This window comes from Lysinibacillus phoenicis (assembly GCF_047238325.1).
In the GTDB taxonomy this organism is placed as follows: domain Bacteria; phylum Bacillota; class Bacilli; order Bacillales_A; family Planococcaceae; genus Lysinibacillus; species Lysinibacillus irui.
The window spans coordinates 1,279,633-1,295,809 of record NZ_JBDFMP010000002.1; the positions used below are offsets into that span (position 1 = coordinate 1,279,633).

Annotated in this window: 13 protein-coding genes; 2 read left to right on the forward strand and 11 right to left on the reverse strand. The window is 38.5% G+C overall.

All coding sequences use genetic code 11. The features are described 5' to 3' along the window. Nucleotides 1-3 precede the first annotated feature (3 nt). From ABC382_RS07925 to ABC382_RS07970, 10 genes are all read right to left on the reverse strand, one after another. Nucleotides 4-1,113 carry a Ger(x)C family spore germination protein gene (locus tag ABC382_RS07925; RefSeq protein WP_412926703.1) on the reverse strand — a complete coding sequence of 370 codons (1,110 nt, stop codon included), beginning with the start codon at nucleotides 1,111-1,113 and terminating at the stop codon, nucleotides 4-6. After that, entirely contained in the window at nucleotides 1,110-2,189 is a 1,080-nt protein-coding gene (locus ABC382_RS07930) for a GerAB/ArcD/ProY family transporter (protein ID WP_312505778.1), read from the reverse strand. The genes ABC382_RS07925 and ABC382_RS07930 overlap by 4 nt, the downstream gene beginning before the upstream one ends. Further along, nucleotides 2,176-3,609 (reverse strand): spore germination protein, encoded by a 1,434-nt coding sequence (locus tag ABC382_RS07935; RefSeq protein WP_312505589.1) that lies wholly within the window; start codon nucleotides 3,607-3,609, stop codon nucleotides 2,176-2,178. Before ABC382_RS07935 ends, ABC382_RS07930 begins: the two co-directional genes overlap by 14 nt. 143 nt (nucleotides 3,610-3,752) lie before the next feature. Next, nucleotides 3,753-5,120, reverse strand: a complete 1,368-nt coding sequence (locus tag ABC382_RS07940) for an amino acid permease (protein ID WP_312505591.1) — start codon at nucleotides 5,118-5,120, stop codon at nucleotides 3,753-3,755. 311 nt (nucleotides 5,121-5,431) lie between these two features. Then, nucleotides 5,432-5,641, reverse strand: a complete 210-nt coding sequence (locus tag ABC382_RS07945) for a hypothetical protein (protein WP_274796408.1) — start codon at nucleotides 5,639-5,641, stop codon at nucleotides 5,432-5,434. Nucleotides 5,642-5,686: 45 nt separating this feature from the next. Next, entirely contained in the window at nucleotides 5,687-7,192 is a 1,506-nt protein-coding gene (locus ABC382_RS07950) for an NCS1 family transporter (RefSeq protein ID WP_274796406.1), read from the reverse strand. A gap of 133 nt (nucleotides 7,193-7,325) precedes the next feature. Beyond that, a complete protein-coding gene (gene preA, locus ABC382_RS07955) occupies nucleotides 7,326-8,588 on the reverse strand; it encodes an NAD-dependent dihydropyrimidine dehydrogenase subunit PreA (protein ID WP_312505593.1) in 1,263 nt (420 codons plus the stop codon). A gap of 81 nt (nucleotides 8,589-8,669) precedes the next feature. Further along, nucleotides 8,670-10,037, reverse strand: coding sequence for an NAD(P)-dependent oxidoreductase (locus ABC382_RS07960; protein ID WP_313471607.1), 1,368 nt, complete (start codon nucleotides 10,035-10,037; stop codon nucleotides 8,670-8,672). A 98-nt stretch (nucleotides 10,038-10,135) separates the two neighbouring features. Then, nucleotides 10,136-11,539, reverse strand: a complete 1,404-nt coding sequence (gene hydA / locus ABC382_RS07965) for a dihydropyrimidinase (RefSeq protein WP_274796402.1) — start codon at nucleotides 11,537-11,539, stop codon at nucleotides 10,136-10,138. Between the two features lie 44 nt (nucleotides 11,540-11,583). After that, nucleotides 11,584-12,828: a Zn-dependent hydrolase gene (locus tag ABC382_RS07970; protein WP_312505597.1), complete on the reverse strand. Its 1,245-nt coding sequence runs from the start codon at nucleotides 12,826-12,828 to the stop codon at nucleotides 11,584-11,586. 141 nt (nucleotides 12,829-12,969) lie between these two features. Here ABC382_RS07970 and ABC382_RS07975 point away from each other — a divergent pair, with 141 nt between their 5' ends. Together ABC382_RS07975 and ABC382_RS07980 are read left to right on the forward strand one after the other, a co-directional pair. After that, entirely contained in the window at nucleotides 12,970-14,139 is a 1,170-nt protein-coding gene (locus tag ABC382_RS07975) for a PucR family transcriptional regulator (RefSeq protein WP_274796399.1), read from the forward strand. A gap of 170 nt (nucleotides 14,140-14,309) precedes the next feature. Beyond that, a complete protein-coding gene (locus tag ABC382_RS07980) occupies nucleotides 14,310-15,671 on the forward strand; it encodes an aspartate aminotransferase family protein (RefSeq protein WP_312505599.1) in 1,362 nt (453 codons plus the stop codon). A 151-nt stretch (nucleotides 15,672-15,822) separates the two neighbouring features. On the opposite strand, the gene ABC382_RS07985 is transcribed toward ABC382_RS07980, so the two are convergent. Further along, nucleotides 15,823-16,152, reverse strand: a complete 330-nt coding sequence (locus tag ABC382_RS07985; RefSeq protein WP_274796397.1) for a DUF378 domain-containing protein — start codon at nucleotides 16,150-16,152, stop codon at nucleotides 15,823-15,825. Nucleotides 16,153-16,177 lie beyond the last annotated feature (25 nt).

Sequence of the window (16,177 nt, forward strand, 5' to 3'; positions counted from 1 at the left end):
CTTTTATTTTAAGGTTCCTGTACTAATAATGGATGTCTTAACATGTACTTCTGTATTTAGCTTTCTAATTAGTTCCCTTGTTTTTTTAGTCGTCCATTTTCCGTGATAATACATTCTAAATTTCTCACTTAATCCACTTGGATCCACATCCATCGTTTTTAATTTATCTAGAAATTTAGTGATATCCTCTTTCAGCTGCTTATTAACATCTTTCTCCAAATGACTAATGCTCTCAGCGGTTTTTAGCTCATACTCTCTTGCGCCTTTATATTCGCTTAATGTCCCTTTAATGTTAAGGTTAATGGTTATCTTAGGTGACTCAATATCCTTATTGCTTTGTATATTGACCGTACTCTCAATTAAATCAATCATCAGCTTCTCTTCACCATGTCCCTCATGCAAATCTAAATGGAGCGGCGCCAGATTTTTTCGTCCCTGTATAGCTTGAATAATGAGCGCTTCCTCTGGCTTTATTAGTTCATGCATATGGCTCCCTTTAAAAATAGCAACACCCTTTATTTCTAACTTATCATCAAGCTTTTCAATATAAGGAAGAATTGTGTCTATCACTGGATTTGAAATGGTGTAAATAAAATCATGGACATTTGTATTGGGATTAAACGCCGTATTAATACTTGGCTCTAAAAGATCATTAATGTAAAAATTAATGTTTGGTTTATCAGGATAATCTCCCTTTAAAATAGTTTCTGCATTGTCCTTTGCAATAGCAATAAGTACCTTATTGCCTACCTCTGCATTTCTGTATAAATGCTGAATAACCTTTCGCACCTGCCCTTTTCGTGCAAACTCTTCATTGACTAAGACAACACGTAATTGGTTAAAGACAATCTTTTTATCTGATAGCTTTTCAATTTCTACTATTCCATTTGAAACAAGGTCAGTAGCAACAGAGAAAATTTGTGTGTTTTTTTGTGCTTCGGGCGAATACTGCGGAATGGCTACGGTTAATTTCATTTGCTTATCATCTATATAATCAAAAGCCATTGTACCAACCATACCTATATCCTCTAGTGGAACCTTTTGTTCCTTTCTTGCACAACCAACTAGTAACAATAACAAGGAAAGGATGATGCATAGAAGCTTTTTATTCATTGCTCCACCTTCTTTTTTCTAACTGCATATACGAGCATTAATATGACTGGCCAAATAATTAGCATATAGCCTATATAGTTACTTGCTGCAAATAGCTTTTCTTGAACCTCGCGGGAAAAAGGCATCTTGACAATCACAAATATGATAGCTGCAATTAAATAGAGTATATAAATTTTTTTCTTTTTAAATACTGAGTCAATTCCTATTTTGGCACACCATACATAGGCAGTTACGGATGATAATATTAAAAATACCCATAGCGTGATCCCAATAATATCTATTCGTTCAACAAACGTAAATTCACCAGCTTTAAATAAATTCAATACAGAAAACTCCACATTTTTCAATTGCCATTCAGAATAATAGATGACACTTACGACTGTTGTGAAAAAACAAAGAAAAATACTAATCCAAATCCCGATTAGCGAATGGCGAAATGCCTTTTTCTGATCCATAATATAAGGAAAATAAATCATGATTAATTCATAACCAAGGATTGATAAATAGCCATCTTTGAACGCATCAAAAAATTGTTTCGCATTAAAATTAAATAACGGAAGTAAATGGCTAAACTCCCCTTTTTCAATTGCCCACCGTGTAAAGTAGACCATGGGGATTGTTATAAAAAAAGTCATCATGCAAAATCTAGCTATTGATTTTATGCCCCCACTTACAATGTAAATAAGTAAAAGTAATAAACAAATAACAGGCAATGTGATCGTTTGTTCAGGCAGCGCTGTACTTTGAATGAGATGCATATAATTACTAATGATACCTGCACTAAAGACAATAAATTGCAAGACAAAAAATAGGTTAATGGCCTTTCCTATGATTTTTCCTAATAATATTTCGTTGATACGAAATAAATGCTCAGTAGGATATTTAGAGCAAAGCCAAACCATTGGCCAAAGAGTTAACGTAGCAGTTATTCCAAATATAATCGGCACAAGCCACTGAGTATACCCCATCGAACTCATTTTTTGCGGCAACGAAAGTATACCTGTACCAATCATAATGCTTTGAGCCAAAAAGATGACATGATAGCGGTTCAAAACCTTTAATTTAGCTGTGCTCAACGTCTTCACCTAATTTCTCTTCTTGCTGTTTTGTCTGAGTTCTTGAAATTCCCGTCTTTTTCGTTAAATATTTCAATGGAAATCTGATGACATTATCTAATAAATCTGTCGGCTTTCTTGGTATCCCTGGTGTCATATAATTTGTTCCTAAAGATTTTAGACTTAGTAAATGATGGATTAACCATGCAAAGGCGAGCATCTGGCCAAATAAACCAAAGAGCCCTGCGGATAAAATAAAAATATATCGTATAAAGCGGCTCGTATTACTCATTAAAAAGATTGGTGGTAGGAACGATAATAAGGCAGATGTTGCGACCAGGACGATTAGAATATTGCTGAGTAATCCAGCTTCTACAGCCGCCGTACCTATTACAATACCTCCTACGATACCAATTGTTTGGCCGACTTTTGCAGGCATTCGAGAGCCCGCTTCTCGTAAGACTTCAATAATTAGCTCGATAAATAACACTTCAATCAAAGGTGGAAATGGTACCTTACTCCTCGACTCTTGAAGGCTTAACAATAATTCATAAGGCAAAATTTCTGGATGGAAGGTTAAAGCTGAAATATACATTGGTGTAATCATGATCGTTATGAAAAAACCAAAAAAGCGCAGCATCCTTAATAAAGATGCCGTTGTCCAGCGGTTGTAATAATCCTCAATCGAAACGAACATCTCAAAAAAGGATGTAGGGCAGACAATCGCTAATTGACTGTTATCCATAAACACAACAATTCTACCATCTAGAAGGTACCGACAAACACTATCTGGACGTACGGTCATATAATATTGTGGAAAGGGTGATAACGGATTATCTTCTATTAATTGCTTTAAAACTGAAATATCCGTAAATAATGGATAATTCACTTGATCAATACGATTTCTTAAATTTTTCAAGTTTTCGTCATTCACAATATTGTCCATATACACGATCGATATTTTAATATTAGCCTCAGAACCTACAATCCGGTTTTCATTTTTTAGCATAGAACTTTGAATACGTCTTCTTACTAAAGAAATATTGGTTTCCAATGATTCTGTGAATGCATCCTGTGGCCCAATCACGGTTGATTCTGTTTCAGTATTGGTTATAGCTCTTATTGGTGCACTAAATGTATCCATACTTACAAGTGCATTTGTTTCATGAAAGAATAGCAAGGTTTGACCAGCATTCAATCGTTTAATGACATCCTTTACGTCCTTTGCATCTATATATTGAGACATTTGATGTATCTGTTTTAAATTATTGGCCAACGGTATTATTACCATGGTTTGTAAGGTCATTTTTTCAATAAGAGAGGAGAAATAAATGACCGTGACGTCCCCTTCTTCCGTTGCCATCATTTTCAGTTTTACATCATCTATTTCATTTAATTCCTGCTTTAAATGTGCAACGATTTGTTCAGGTATCCCACGCATCCATATCAACTCCTTGATTTCCCAAGACATGTCCATCGTATAAACTTTTTAGTAGTTTGGCTTTTTATAGTTGAATTATGTAAAAATTGTGCTAGCAAAAAAAGGATGCATCCCATTTTTGAGATGCATCCTCTTAAACTATTCTATTGAATCTTACCGTATCGGTTTTTGCCAATACCAAATACATAGTAGCTGACTGTGACAAGTACTAAAAAAACGATGCCGACAATTAATGATATACGCGTATCATCATTAAACCACATGCCAATTAGTACCATAATTAAAAAGATAATCGTTACATAGTTTGTAAATGGCGCGAAAGGCATTTTGAAAGGATGCTCTGCAAGTTGGGCTCCCTTCACCTTTCTAAATCGAATTTGACTAATTAAAATAATAAACCATGGAATCATCCCTGGTAAAACACTCGCACTATACACATAGACAAATAAATTTTCAGGTGCAATATAGCTAAGAATAACGCCAATAACTAGTCCAACTAACACACCAGCTGTACCAAATAAAGGTACACCATTACTCGAAAGCTTGGCGAAAAATTTGGGTGCTTGTCCATTCATAGCAAGCGTATATAACATACGTCCAGCACTATAAATCCCACTGTTACAGCCTGACATAGCCGCTGTGATGACAACAAAATTAATAATACCTGCAGCAGCTGTAATACCAACCTTAGCAAATGTTGCAACAAACGGGCTACCGATTGTGCCAAGTTCATCCCATGGATAGACTGTGACAATCACAAAAATAGCTCCGATATAAAATATTAAAATACGCCAAATAATACTTTGAATCGCATTGGTAATTGTTTTCTGCGGATTTTTTGCTTCTCCCGCCGTAATCCCAATTAGCTCTACCCCTTGATAGGCAGCGACTACTAAGGATAATGCAAAGAAGAAACCTGTCCAGCCACCAGTAAAGAAGCCACCATGACTCCATAAGTTGGATAAGCCAATCGCAATACCATCATTGCCAAAGCCAAAGAAAATTAGTCCAACCCCTGCAATAATCATCAAAATAATCGTGACGATTTTAATCATAGCAAACCAAAACTCAAACTCACCAAATGATTTGACAGAGATAAAGTTCGCAACCCCTAATATCACCATAGCAATAAGACCCGGTATCCAAGCTGGTAACTCAGGGTACCAATATTGCATATACGTTCCCACTGCTATAATTTCCGACATCCCAACAATTACCCATTGAAACCAGTTACTCCACGCAGTTAAATAACCCGCCAACGGATGAATATATTTGTAACCAAATGTCGCAAAAGAGCCAGTACTCGGCTCCATATAAAGCATCTCACCCATTGCCCTCATAATGAAAAATATAAAAATACCTGCAATCCCATAGGCAAGGAGTACAGAAGGACCCGTCCATTGAATAGCACTTGCTGAGCCCATAAATAGGCCAACTCCAATTGTCCCGCCAAGCGCAATCATTTGGATATGACGTGCTTCTAATCCTCGTTTTAATTCTTTATTGGCCACTCTGTTACGCCTCTTTTCTGTTGTTCTTTCTACGATGTTTTTACTTTAAAATAATAATCAATTTTTCTAAAAAAGACAAATGTATTTTTAGGAAAAACAAAAAATATGGCTATTTTTATAGAATAGCTATGCTCATAGAAATAAAAAGATGCCTTTACTCATCAGTAGAAACACCTCTTTGTTTAATTATTTATCCATTTTCTAAGAACCCGGAATCCATCCGCTGATTCCTGTCATATATAGCTCTACTATAATCCAAAAATTCAAAAAACTCTATTCCGATCACGATGAAAGGAATAGAGTTTACTTCGTTATTGTAATAAAGTTTGTTCTTGTAATTTAGCAGAGAAGTATTTCCGTGCATCTGCTGTTAAAATTTGCAGCAATGTTACTTCATCTTGGCGAGCAAATTCGACAAACATCCCACTTAAGTTTTCGTAGACATATTTGATTTTGAAGCCACTATCTAAATAATGATCCACTTTTTGGATTTCCTCTGTGCTTTGTTGGAATTCAGACATGCCATCACCTCACCTTCTTTTGAAAATGTCAAGATGTTGTCTTTCTTACTCGGCACCCTTCATTTCTAACAGAGGATCTGCTTGCTCCACCAGTTCATCTTCCTCTGGAGCAGCTGCTGGTTGGCCAAATATTTCATCCAAATTATGCCCAACCGTAATGCCTAAATATTTATCATCGCTTGGATCATCTAGCTCTGCCTGAGGATATTTTTTAAACCACCAATACTTCGCCAATACATAATATACAGCCGCTCCTACAACAAACCCTACTAGCGAGGAATAGGTTGCAAATATATTCGCAATAGCGCCCCCAATTACCCAGGCAATTAATCCAGCCATATTAAAGCCCTTATAATATTTAAATTGCCCGTTTAATTCATAAAGGTCTTTAACGTGTACACGACGCTTACGGAGTAGGTAATAATCAGCAAATAAAATACCGACGATGGCCGTTAAAATACCACCAATTATTAATAGGACATTGACCATGACATCAAATAGACTCCATGGCTGTGCCAGAATTCCAATTATACCTGCAATAACAACCCCTACCCAAAACGGTACTTTTGGTCCACCAATATTAGAGAAAATAGTAGCCGCTGGTACAACATTGGCTGATGTATTAGTTGACCATTGCGCTAACACAATCATCAACAATAAAATCCCTAAAATAAAGCCGCTTGCACTTTGCTGTAAAGCATTGATTGGATCAGCTGAAGCTACAGCCATATAACAAACAGCGCCAATTGTTACAATGAATGTGTTGGTAATCGGCATAACAATCAATGACCCAACGAGCTGTGTTTTATTACGTTTGAACCAGTTACGCTCATTTTTAGGTGCTTTAAAAAACCGAGACAAGGACGGCATGTCAGCTGCCAGTGTTGCCCAGAAGCCCATATTTGCCATTACCACTACCATAAACGCGGTAAAGGCGGCAAAGCCTGTTGTTGGAGTTTCCACCCATGTCCAAACATTTTTCCCTTGAGATGTAGCATTATCTGCCAATGTGTAATACATCCAGCAAGAAATTAAAATAATGACAGGTGCTGCTAAATCAGCAAAGCGTTCAATGGATTTAATGCCTAGTGATGTATTAAAGAGTTGAAGTGCTGCAAAAACAAGGAAACAGATAAACCAATTATCAAAACCAAATAATAAGTTTAAAATACCGTTTATTGCTAACGCACCGAAATAGGTATTAAGACCGAACCAACATGCAGCAGTAACACCACGTACAAGGGATGGTATATGGGTACCAAATGTACCGAATGGTGCGCGCATATAAACAGGGAAAGAAAGCCCATGCTCTATCCCAATATCACCAATTAACGTCATAAAGACACCGATTAAACAGGAACCTACCAATGTTGCAAATATGACCATTGGCAATGATAAGTTCATTATTGCTGAACCACCGATAGCAAAAGCCGCTAATACAATCGCCATTCCTACCCAAATTACCGCAAAACCAAATGTTCCAATATTTCTTTGTTGATGTGTCACTGGAAGTAAATCTGGGGATTTTAAATAATTCCCTTCACGTTCCATCCTATTTCTCTCCTTTTTCTTAAATTTCCGTGACAACCTACTTGAAGTTAAGCCTTCCCTCACTAAAAATGGCTGAAGGAAGGTGGAATTTCGATTTTATTCATCTTTATCTTCATTCACGATAAAAGGTACTTTATTTGGAAAGACTGCTAAGCAGTGATTGGCGTTCATTCCAAGTCATTGGTGGAATTGTTGATTTACGTTCAACCATTGAAATGGCACCATCGACTGGACAAACAATGGAACATAAATTACAGCCGACACAATCTTCCTCTCGCACTTTTAACATTGGACGGCCATCCTCTGTATACAGATCGATACATTGATGAGATGTATCCTCACAGGCAATATGGCACTTATTACAATTAATACACACATCGTTATTTATTTCTGCGACAATTTTATAATTTAAATCTAAATCACCCCAGTTTGAATACCTTTGTACAGAGCGACCAACTAAATCCATAACTGAAGCTAGGCCTTTATCGTCCAAATAATTATTTAGACCATCAATCATATCTTCTACAATACTAAAGCCATGGTGCATTGCAGCTGTACAAACCTGAACGCCTGTCGCACCCATTAAAATAAATTCTGCTGCATCCTGCCAATTCGAGATGCCGCCAATACCTGAAATCGGTACATTCACTAATGGATTACGCGCACATTCAGCCACCATATTGAGGGCAATCGGTTTAACAGCTGGACCACAATAGCCACCGTGCGCCCCTTTTCCTGCAACATGCGGTATAGTGTTCCAAGAATCTAAATCGACACCGGCTAAACTATTAATTGTATTAATCATACTAACTGCATCTGCTCCACCTCTTGTCGCTGCTTCCGCCGTTACTGTAATATCCGTAATGTTTGGCGTTAGCTTAACAATCACAGGTGTACGTGCCGCTTCCTTTACCCAGTACGTTTGTTTTTCCACCAATTCAGGGACTTGACCAGAGGCAGAACCCATGCCTCGTTCTGCCATCCCATGTGGACAACCAAAGTTAAGCTCAAGACCATCAACCCCCACATCTTCTACTCGCTTCACAATTTCATGCCACTTTTCCTGCTTCGGCTCCACCATTAGGGAGGCAATAATTGCGTGATTAGGAAATTTCTTTTTCGTGTCATAAATTTCTTGTAAATTTACTTCTAATGGTCGATCCGTAATTAATTCGATATTATTAAAGCCTGCCACACGTTGACCATTAAAACTCACAGCGGCAAAACGGGAGGACACATTTAAAATCGGTTCTCCTAACGTTTTCCAAACAGCGCCACCCCAGCCTGCTTCAAATGCACGCTGTACTTGATAACCCGAATTTGTCGGTGGTGCGGATGCTAGCCAAAATGGATTCGGCGATTTGATGCCCGCTAAATTAATGCGTAAGTCTGCCATGTAAGTTCCCCCTTTATCCTGATTGGTGAAACTAACAATCAGTGAAGGATGTAGAAAACCCCCACTGTTTGAAGGTTCACTTTATGCAATCTCACTTGGTTTTCTTAAACGTTCATGAATCTTATATGCTGCATCTTTCCCTTGCTGCACAGCGGTCACCACCATCGCTTCACCCTGTCCATTGCCAAAGACAACATCTCCACAGGCAAATACTTTGTCATTAGACGTTTGCATTGTCGTCTCATCAATATCGACAACACCGTTTGTATGAGCTAAACCAAAGGCTTCGATTAATGAAACAAAACGAGTTTGCCCAATCGCTTTAATGACAGCATCCACTTCAATAATAAAATTAGAGCCTTGGACCTCTTCTGGTCTTTGTCGACCATCAGGACCTGCCTCACCAAGCTTCATTTTTACACACTCAATACCTGTCACCTTGCCAGCTTCATCGCCAATAATTTTCTTCGGCGCAGTCAGCCATTTAAATTCCACACCATCCTGCTTCGCAAATTCATATTCAAATTTGTAAGCAGTCATTTCTTTTTGTGTTCTGCGATAAAGAATTTGTACATTTTCTGCCCCTAATCGCACCGCACTTGTCGCACCATCAATTGCTGTATTTCCAGCACCAATAACAGCTACTTTTTTCCCAACGATGTCATTTGTAAGCGGTCCCATTTTTGTTTTTCGAACAAACTCAATGGCATCATGCACACCTTCTAAATCTTCCCCTTCAATGCCCAGATTCGGTACAGCCCCCATACCGACAGCTAAAATTACACTGTCATATTGCGCCAAAATTTCATCAGCAGAAATATCCACACCGACTGCTGTATTCGTTTGAATGTTCACGCCAAGCTGTTCAATTTGCTCCACTTCCCAATCCACTACTTCATTAGGTAAACGGAATGCCACAATTCCATAGCTTCCTAGTCCGCCAGCCTTCTCTTCTGCCTCATAGATTGTTACCTGGTAGCCTAAACGGCCAAGCTCTCGTGCTGCTGATAAGCCAGCAGGACCCGCCCCGATGATTGCTACTTTTTGTCCGTTATTTTGTCCTGGCTTAAATAGCTGTGTATTGGTTTCCATTGCCCAATCTGTTGCATAACGCTGTAACTCACCAATTTTAATTGGCTTTGTAGAAGAATTTAAGACACACGCCCCTTCACATAATTCTTCCGTAGGACAAACCCTTGCACAGCTTGCACCAATAGGATTTGCTTCTAATATAGTCGTAGCAGAACCCTTCATATTACCAGATGCAATTTTTTTTATGAAATTTGGGATTTGAATGCTTGTTGGACAAGCTTTAATACATGGTGCATCATAGCAATACAGACAACGGTTGGCTTCCTCAATAGCCTCATTCTTTGTCATTTTGCTTTTTAATTCCATAAAATTACGTCTAAGCTGTATGGTCATTTCATTTTCTTGAATCGGAACCATTTCCACATCCCCCTCATGTGAGCATTTTTTCCGTACATCAATTACTAGACCGATTGCTTTGCTCTCCATCAAAACAATCGGTCCTATACTGAAGGAAGCTAAATATTTAGTGCTTCCGCAGCTACTGTTTTTAATGGACGTTTAATATATTGTCCACTACCAAGTACCCCTACAAATTCTTTATTTTTAATGACGTATTCCCCACGAACCAGTACGCTAACCGGCTCACCTGTAACGTCCCAGCCTTCATAAGGGTTATAGTCCACATTCATGTGATGTGTTTTAGCAGAAATTTGGCGTTTTGCCTCTGGATCAAAAATTACGATATCCGCATCTGAACCGATAGCAATCGTTCCTTTTTGCGGGAATAGCCCAAATATTTTGGCTGCACTTGTAGAAATCATATCAACAAATTCATGGATTGTAATTCTACCTTTTGCAACACCTTCCGAATATAAAATACTAAAGCGATCCTCAATGAATGGCCCACCGTTTGGAATTTTTGAGAAATCATTTAGGCCAAGCTGTTTTTTACCCTTAAAGCTAAAAGAGCATTGGTCAGAGCCAATTGTCTGTAGCTGCTTGGCCTTTAATGCATTCCATAAATGTTCTTGATGATATTTCGGACGAAGTGGTGGTGACCAGACATATTTTGCTCCCTCAAAGCCTGGCTGCGCTAAAGCTGATTGATCGAGTGTTAAATATGGTGGACATGTTTCACCATAGACGTCATACCCTTTTTCACGAGCTGCAATAATTTCATCTACTGCTTCTTTACATGTTACATGAACCACATATAGCTTCGCTCCTGCTATATGAGCTAATTCGATGGCACGCTTTGTCGCCTCACCCTCTAATTCGGCTGGTCGAGTCAGTGCATGATAAATCGGTTCTTTATGTCCCGCACGTCTTGCTTCCTCGACAAGCTCATCAATGACAGAGCCATTCTCACAATGCACCATGACCACTGCGCCAAGATCTTTGGCGATTTTAAAGGCTTTAAATAGTGTACGATCTGTCGCTTGGAATTCTTTTGCATAAGCCATAAAGACTTTTACAGAAGTAATGCCCTCCTGCTCTAATAGTTGGGGTAATTCAGCTTCTGTTTCAGGTGTTAAATCACCAATCATCAGATGGAAACCATAGTCAATAGCAGACTTTCCTTTCGCCTTTTCATGCCATTTCTCCACTGCTGTCGATAATTTTTCTTCTCCCGCTGTTAAACAAAAATCTAAAATAGTAGTTGTCCCACCAAAAGCTGCGGCTATCGTACCTGATTTCCAATCGTCATCTGTCACTGTATTATTGAATGGCATATCTAAATGCGTATGAGGATCAATGCCACCAGGCAATACGTACTTACCTGTCGCATCAATGATTTCAGCGCCAGCATCCGTTAAGTTCTGGCCAATTTGAACAATTTTACCGTTGTCAATTAGAATATCTGCCTCAAATACATCAGCAGCTGTTGCTACTCGTCCACCTTTAATGATTTTTTTCATTGTGCCCCTCACCCTTCATTACAAAATTAGAGAATGCTTGATGTTTAATGCAATGTATATGTTTCACCTATACTAAACTTTGTTTGCAGCGTTAAAACTGTTTCGAGCAAAATATCTGCACCTTTTGCACAATCCTCAAATGTTGTTTCCTCCTCCTCACAATGACTCTTGCCTTCAATACTTGGGACAAAAATCATGGCGGACGGAACCATACTCGCCATATACTGGGCATCATGTCCAGCCCCACTAAACATACGATGTGCAGAATAGCCGAAGCTCTGACATGCTCTTTCTACTTCATCGCAAATGGCTGCATCAAAATACACTGTCTCTCTCCCCCATAGTTTAGTAGGATGAATGCTGCACCCTCCTGCTGTCTCTGGAAGCGCATTAAGAATATCCTCAACCTGTTGCATCACCTCTGGATCTTGATGGCGTGAATCGATGGTAAATGTCACCTTATTCGGGATGACTGTATGAATATTTGGCGAAACATTCATGCGACCAAAGGTAAAAACAAGTTGTTCGTCAATTTTCCCTAATTGCTCATGGAGCTCTGTAATAATCGTCGATGCTACAATCATCGGGTCTTTACGCATCGACATCGGCGTTGTACCTGCATGATTTGATTGTCCAGTAATCGTAATTTCATAGCAGACCATGCCGAGCACACCTTCGACAACACCGATTTCACGTTGTTTTGCCTCTAAAACGGGTCCTTGTTCAATGTGCAATTCAATATAAGCAAGTGCTTCTTTTAGTCGATTTTCTTGCTCTCCCTCATAGCCACTTGCCTGTAATGCTTCGTGAAAGCGAATACCATTTTTATCTGTAGATTGCAGCATTTTTTCTTTGTCGAATTTTGAGGTAATTACCCCTGAACTCATCATGGCCGGGTCAAAACGTGCGCCCTCTTCATTGGTAAAATTCACAATCATAAGTGGGATATCCATCTCAATTTCATTTTCCTTAATTGTTCGAATGGCCTCGATAGCTGTAAGTACACCTAACACGCCATCAAATCTCCCACCTTTTTCAACTGAATCTAGATGGGAACCCATGACGATAGGTGGCATATCCTTTTTGCCAGGAAGAGTGGCATAAATATTTCCCATATCATCTACCTGTATATCCATACCTAACGCTTTACAACATTCACAAAAATAGTTTCTAGCTAAAACATCCTCATCCGAAAGAGATAAACGTGTAACGCCACCATTGTCAGTGGCTCCAAATTGACTGAACTGTTCAATTAACTCTTGCAATCGTCTACTATTACATTTATACATATGCAAGTCCTCTCTTTCACAGTAGTTATTAAACATTCTAAAATAGATAAAATTTGTGAGATATGGAAAGTAAACTAAAAAAATATGTGCAACTGCACATTATATATGGTAAGTTATGTTCATAATTAAGGGGGGGAAAATATGGGGACGATTCGTAAAATTGTTGAGGGAATTCAATTCCCAATGCTTACATTAGTCGCTGGACATAGTGGTACGTATCGCAGAGTTACTGGTATTAATGTTGTGGAAAGCAATGATCTAATTATGTTTTGTAGACCCAATGAATTAGTCGTCACAACAGGCATTAATTTAGATGCACAGGAAGATTCTCTAGAACAGCTTGTCAAACAAGCGTACGCGAAAAAAGTAGCGGGCTTTATTATCAACATAGGGCCATTCATTCCTACTATTCCTGAAGCCGTCATCTCTTTTGCAAACCAACATGATTTCCCTATTTTTCAAATGCCATGGAGTTACCGTATTGCTGATCTATTAAAAACTACCTTTCAGTTTATTGCCAACCACCATCAAGAGCTTTCCATCGAAGAAAAGGTTCTGTTCAATCTACTTTTTCATTACAAAGCAAACGCTAACTCTATAAAAGATCAATTAGCACAGCTAGGATTTCCTCAAGGAAGAGAATTAGCGATCATTACTTGCACAACTACTGGCACGCAAGCCACCATCGATCGTTATGAAGTGATGATACAATTTGCTTTTCAAAATCGCTATCAACGCTTCTTAAAATTAAAGCATAAAAATTACCTCATTTTTTTAATTGATAAAGCACAAATCATTACACCAAATACACCCTTCTCAAAAATCGTTGAAGAAATCTACGATAAAATCACATTAAAAAATGGTTACTTGGATATTATTATTGGAAAAGGCAACTACCATAAAGAGCTCGAAAATGTTCGCAAAAGCTATGATGAATCTTTAATGGTCCTTCATTTAGCACAGCTCCATAACAACCGTTACTTATATAGCTATAAAGAAATTGGTGCCTATAAAATTCTGATGGCGGTGCAAAACCAACGATTGATGAAGTCCTTTAGTCAGGATATTTTAGGCCAGCTCTATCGCTATGATGAAATGCACAATACTGATTATGTCCCTTTTTTACGTGTATTTGTTGAAGAGAATGGCAGTACAAGTCGGATTAGTGAACGACAATTTATTCATCGCAATACGGTCCTTTATAAAATAAAAAAAATTGAAATGCTATTGGATATTGACTTAAGCAACTCCTTTACAAAGACAAACTTATATATTGCCTTTTTAATAGAGGATGTTTTAACACATCAATAGAATTAGCAGGTTGTTTAATTATCTGGATTTTCTATTTATAAATCCTCCTTCTAAAATTTTGGCGGCATACATATAAAGTATAAATGGGGACGACTGTGCATTTTGTTGTCCACATCTGACTAAAACGTATGCATGCTAATCATCTACCTGTTAAGAAGGAGTGAAGCTTTGTGACAAATGTAACAAGTCCAAATTGGCAAGTGAAGGATGAACAATATGTATGGCATTCAATGAAACCATATAATCCGAATGCTACGATGATTGTCCAATCTTCTAAAGGAGCATGGATTACCGACATTGAAGGAAAACGTTATTTAGATGCTATGGCTGGTTTATGGTGCGTAAATGTTGGCTATGGCCGAGAAGACATTGCGAAAGTTGCCTATGAGCAGTTACTTGAAAATACGTATACACCTTTATCTGTTGGCCATATTCCCGCCATCCAGCTAAGTGAAAAGATAAGTGAGCTATTAGGGGATGACTATGTCGTCTTTTTCTCTAATAGCGGCTCTGAAGCAAATGAGGCTGCTTTTAAAATTGCTCGACAATATCATCAACAAAAAGGACACGTCAATCGAACAAAAATCATTTCTCGTTACCGTGCATATCATGGTAGTTCGATGGGTGCATTAGCCGCTACAGGACAAGCTCAACGTAAATATAAATACGAGCCATTAGCACCTGGTTTTTTACATGTCACACCACCTGACTCGTATCGTGCAAATGAAGACCATATTAAAAGTAAAGATCCTTGTGCACTGCCATCTGTGCAAGCGATCGATCATGTAATGACATGGGAAATGTCAGATTCAATTGCTGCAGTCATTATGGAGCCTATCATTACTGGTGGTGGTGTGATTATGCCTCACGACAACTACCTACAAGGAGTCAAAGCTATTTGTGAGAAGCATGGCGCACTGCTCATTGTCGATGAAGTAATTTGTGGTTTTGGACGTACAGGCAAAGCTTTCGGGTTCCAAAATTACGGCATTCAGCCTGACATTGTTACAATGGCAAAGGGTTTGACAAGCGCTTATATGCCACTATCAGCAACTGCCGTTCGACGTGAAATTTACGAGGCTTTTGCAGGTAGTGAGGAATATGACTTTTTCCGCCATGTCAATACGTTCGGTGGATCACCAGCAGCTTGTGCTGTAGCATTGAAAAATATTGAAATAATGGAGCAGGAAAATTTATTTACTCACTCTGCTACACTTGGTGATACGCTTCTTACGGCCTTACAGGAGCAATTAAAGGAGCACCCACATGTTGGGGATATTCGCGGTAAGGGCTTATTAATTGGCGTAGAGCTTGTACAAGATAAAGACAGCAAAACACCACTCGATGTCACACTTGTAAACAAAGTGATTGCACAGTGTAAGGAACTGGGGTTAATCATTGGGAAAAATGGCGTAACCGTTGCTGGGTTTAATAATGTTCTGACATTATCTCCCCCATTGATTATTTCCTCTGATGAGAAAGATTTTATCGTTAAAAATTTTGTACAAGCATTACATTCCATTAAACAATAGCATGAATAAATCGCTGACTTGCTGTTCGGAACATGGCCTTGGGCTGAACCTTTTCTAAATAAATAATTCTAAAAGTAAACATTCGCCTAGCTCCCTTGAAGGAACTAGGCGAATGTTTCTCAAAAACGGGTGGACCCAGTTTTTACATACATTATTTTTTGTCTTTTTTCTCTACAGTTTTTACTTCTTTTTTTGTTACTTCAGTAAAATCTGCTTCTTCCCCAGCCTCCATACCATAGCTAGGATTTCTGTCCATACGAGAGAATGTATCTACATCCTCCTCATCTTCAAATCGCTTCATCAGAATTGGAATCGTGATCAGTCCCGCAAGCCCAACAAGGGCATATATCCATCGAGATAAGACCGCAGTTTGTCCACCAAATAAATAAGCCACTAAATCAAATCTAAAGAATCCAATGAGTCCCCAGTTGATTGCACCTATAATGACTAATATTAAGGCAATTCTATAAAGTACGCTCATGAGTACACCTCCTTTATCGTCTATA